Source organism: Patescibacteria group bacterium, from assembly GCA_038063375.1.
Classification (GTDB): domain Bacteria; phylum Patescibacteriota; class Minisyncoccia; order Phycocordibacterales; family JANLHH01; genus JANLHH01.
The window spans coordinates 1-3,557 of sequence record JBBTVG010000030.1; the positions used below are offsets into that span (position 1 = coordinate 1).

Here is a 3,557-nt window from a genome sequence, read left to right on the forward strand (position 1 = left end):
CTTGCGAGACACGATTTTGAGTCGTGCGCGTATACCAATTCCGCCACTCCGGCAATATTACTTTTTTATAATCCTACATTTCTTTTTAACCACCTTCTTCCCGCTGCTGACTTAAAGTATTTCTCTCTGCGCAAAGCTACTTTCTCAGTGGGTTGTATTTCGCTATAAACAAGGACCCAAGGTTGGAAGCGAGAAGTGTAGCCTTTATTGTTCCGACTGTTGTGTTCAAGCAGTCTCTTTTCGAGGTCATCTGTTTTTCCCGTGTAGAATTTTCTTTGTTCCTTGCTTTTCAAAATGTATACAAACCACGGTGACATGTATATATTATTCCGCCCGCCTTGACTCGATGTCAAGTCGAGGCAGGCCACTCCGGCAAGTAAACACTATCTTACGTAAAGTTTGCGCAAAAATCAATTTTTGCACTTGCGAAAGATATGTTAAAATACAGGTATTACCACACTAAGCATTTACGGCACATGTCCCAATTGTTTTACAATGATTCAATTTTTCATATTGATACAGGCAAGATAAAGCCGAATCCGTATCAGCCGCGTCGAGAATTTGACGAAGCGAAGTTGCGTGAGCTTGCCGACTCCATCAAACAGTACGGCGTGCTGCAGCCGCTCGTGGTAACACGGCGTGAAATTGAAAAAGAAGACGGCGGGCTTGCCGTTGAATACGAGCTTATCGCCGGAGAACGCCGGTTGCGCGCTTCGCGCCTCGCAGGCTTGTCCCAAGTACCGGTTGTCATCCGCGCCACGGAAGACGACGACCGCACGAAACTTGAACTTGCCATCATTGAGAACTTGCAACGAGAAGATCTAAATCCTGTTGACCGCGCTTTTGCGTTTAGGCGGCTCGTGGATGAATTTGGTTTCAAGCACGGCGAAATCGCGAAGAAAGTAGGGAAGAGCCGCGAGTATGTTTCAAATACGCTTCGTCTTCTCATACTCCCGCAGGAAATACTGGATGCGCTTACGGCGGGTCGGATCACGGAAGGACACGCACGCCCCCTCATGATGCTTGTTGATCGAGTGGAAGAACAATTAACGCTCTTTAAAGAAATTACCTACAAGAAAATGACGGTTCGGGAAGCGGAAGCGATCGCGCGCCGCATTGCGTATGACAAAGTGCGCAAAAAAGACCGGGCGTTTGACCCTGAAATCGTGGAAATAGAAGAGCAGTTGCAAGGCGTTTTAGGAACGCGGGTGCAGATTGACAGAAGAGAAGTGGGTGGAAAGATCATGATAGATTTTTTCTCTAATGATGACCTTCGCAATCTTTTGGAAATAATGCAGAAAAGTGCCGCTACAAGCACCGTATTTTCCACACCGCCGGTCATGCCTGCCGGTAGGCAGGTTATGGCGACAGCAGATGAAGAGTCTTCTGTCGGAGTGGCAATAGAAGGAATGGATACCGAGCCCCCAGAAGAGGACGAAGCCGCCCCCATTAAGACAGTCGTCACTGAAAAAGAAGCCACTCCAACTACAGAAGACGACGGTCTATATTCGGTGAAAAATTTTTCAATCTAGTCATTTTTTCCCAAGATTCGGGAAAAAGCTTTTCAGGGAGAGTCCTTCATTCGCCGTTTCGGAGCGAATCTGTTTTTTTGCCAGTGCGGTTTTCGCGTACTTGAGCCATTTCGTGGTTGGGTGCGCGCCTTTTTTTGTTACAATTTCTATAATGTCTCCCGTTTTTAATTTAGTATCCAACGATACCATCTTTCCGTTTATTTTTACCCCGGAGAGGTGGTTGCCGATATCCGTGTGAATCACGTAAGCAAAATCAATAGGAGATGATTCTTCCGGCAGATCAATCACGTCCCCATCGGGAGTGAACACGAAGACACGATCTTTGAAGAATTCAGTCCGCAGGTGTTCCATGAATTCTCCCGATTGGGGTACATTTTTCTGCCACTCCAAAAGCTGTTTGATCCAGGGCAATTGTTTTTCAAAGCGTTTTTGCAGGTGCTCTGTGCCGTCTTCCGTTTCCTTGTACGAAAGGTGTGAAGCGATACCATATTCAGCTTCGTCGTGCATTTCTTTGGTACGAATTTGGATCTCAGCAATGCCTCCATCGCCCGTAAAGATGGTAGTGTGCAGACTTTGGTAGCCATTCAATTTCGGGGTTGCAATGTAATCTTTGATTCGCCCGGGAAGCGGTCTCCATATGTTATGGACAATGCCGAGCACGCTGTAGCAGTCTCCGACTGTGGGCACTAAAACGCGTAGCGCAACGACGTCGTGGATCTTATCAATATCCATTTCATTGCGCTGAAGTTTTTTGAACAAGCTGTACATGCGCTTAATGCGATAGTCTATTTTGACGTGGGTGTGACCCTGTTCGGCAAGCTTTTTTGAGAGCGAGCGGTGTATTTTTTCAAGATACTGCTGATTCAGTTTGCTTTTCTGCTTGAGCAGTTCCGTCACTTTTTTGTATTCTTCGGGATAGGCGTAGGGAAACGCGTAATCCTCCATTTCACCTCGCAGGTGTCCCATTCCAAGGCGGTCCGCAAGAGGTACGAATATCTCCAGTGTTTCTATCGCGATACGCGCTCTTTTTTCGGGAGAAGCATGCCCCGCGAGCGTCCGTACGTTATGGAGCCGGTCCGCAAGGCGAATGATGAGTACTCGGGCATCTTCTGCAGTTGCCACGAAAAGTTTTCGCAAACTCTCGGTGTGCCGCTCAAGACCGCGATATTTGAGTTTTCCCAACTTGGTAACCCCGTTGATCAGGAAAAAAATTCCCTCACCGAATTCTTTTTTGAGGTCTTCCGCCGAAAGCCGCCCGTCTTCCAGGGTATCATGCAAGAGTCCTGCCGCAATTGACTCTGCGCACATGTGCAGTTGTGCCAGTGTTTTGGCTGTTTCAAAGACGTGTTCAATGTAGGGTTCCCCCGTGAGACGCGTCTGTCCTTCGTGCGCTTTTTGCGCCACGGCAAAAGCCTTTGTGACAAGCGCCACATCTTTTGAAGAGGGGTTTTTCATTAAACCGATAATATCTTTGACATTGCTCATATTTATCACTATACTCTGAAATAGATGGTTTTCAAGTTGATATACTCGGTCTTTGGAAAAGGAGGTACCCATGAATACAAGCCCCAAATGCCCTTTTTGTGAGCTTGATGTAATCGGTAACACCATGGCGCACTTAGAGAATTGCTCCCTTGAAGATGCCAGGAGAAAACTCACCAGTGCTCCCGACAAGGCTGCCCTCAAGAGCATCTTGTCCAGCATCACAGCGTGTGAAAAAGCCTTCACGTTCATCTCGTTCTACGATCGTTTCGGCGTTACCGAGCGTAATAATATGTTTGCCTGCGAAGACTGCTTCTCTTCCGTCGTTAATTTTGATGACATACCGTATGTATGTAAGGAATGCGGAGGTCAAATGGTCGTCGCGCGTGAGCTCATTAAAGAGGTACGATAGTGGATATGTTACATAAAACGGTTGATCATGTGATCAACCGTTTTTTTCTTGAGTTCTAGAGTCTCTGGGGTTATGGGCACCACACGGGCACTTCTTGTTTTCTAAGTCGCTTCGCACCTAAGAAAACAATG

The 3,557-nt window shown here is 47.0% G+C and carries 4 protein-coding genes; 2 read left to right on the plus strand and 2 right to left on the minus strand.

Annotation, left to right across the window (positions count from 1 at the left end; all coding sequences use genetic code 11):
• Positions 1-65: 65 nt before the first annotated feature.
• On the minus strand, positions 66-317 hold the full coding sequence (locus tag AAB523_03250; GenBank protein MEK7556270.1) for a GIY-YIG nuclease family protein: 252 nt from the start codon (positions 315-317) through the stop codon (positions 66-68).
• Between the two features lie 117 nt (positions 318-434).
• Here AAB523_03250 and AAB523_03255 point away from each other — a divergent pair, with 117 nt between their 5' ends.
• Positions 435-1,532 carry a ParB/RepB/Spo0J family partition protein gene (locus AAB523_03255; protein MEK7556271.1) on the plus strand — a complete coding sequence of 366 codons (1,098 nt, stop codon included), beginning with the start codon at positions 435-437 and terminating at the stop codon, positions 1,530-1,532.
• On the opposite strand, the gene AAB523_03260 is transcribed toward AAB523_03255, so the two are convergent.
• On the minus strand, positions 1,533-3,017 hold the full coding sequence (locus tag AAB523_03260; protein ID MEK7556272.1) for a RelA/SpoT family protein: 1,485 nt from the start codon (positions 3,015-3,017) through the stop codon (positions 1,533-1,535).
• Positions 3,018-3,087: 70 nt separating this feature from the next.
• Here AAB523_03260 and AAB523_03265 point away from each other — a divergent pair, with 70 nt between their 5' ends.
• On the plus strand, positions 3,088-3,426 hold the full coding sequence (locus AAB523_03265; protein ID MEK7556273.1) for a hypothetical protein: 339 nt from the start codon (positions 3,088-3,090) through the stop codon (positions 3,424-3,426).
• Positions 3,427-3,557 lie beyond the last annotated feature (131 nt).

Bases quoted from the DNA above. Each gene is read 5' to 3' on its own strand.
- AAB523_03250 (MEK7556270.1), bottom strand. From the start codon at position 317: ATGTCACCGTGGTTTGTATACATTTTGAAAAGCAAGGAACAAAGAAAA.
- AAB523_03255 (MEK7556271.1), top strand. From the start codon at position 435: ATGTTAAAATACAGGTATTACCACACTAAGCATTTACGGCACATGTCC.
- AAB523_03265 (MEK7556273.1), top strand. From the start codon at position 3,088: ATGAATACAAGCCCCAAATGCCCTTTTTGTGAGCTTGATGTAATCGGT.
- AAB523_03260 (MEK7556272.1), bottom strand. From the start codon at position 3,017: ATGAGCAATGTCAAAGATATTATCGGTTTAATGAAAAACCCCTCTTCA.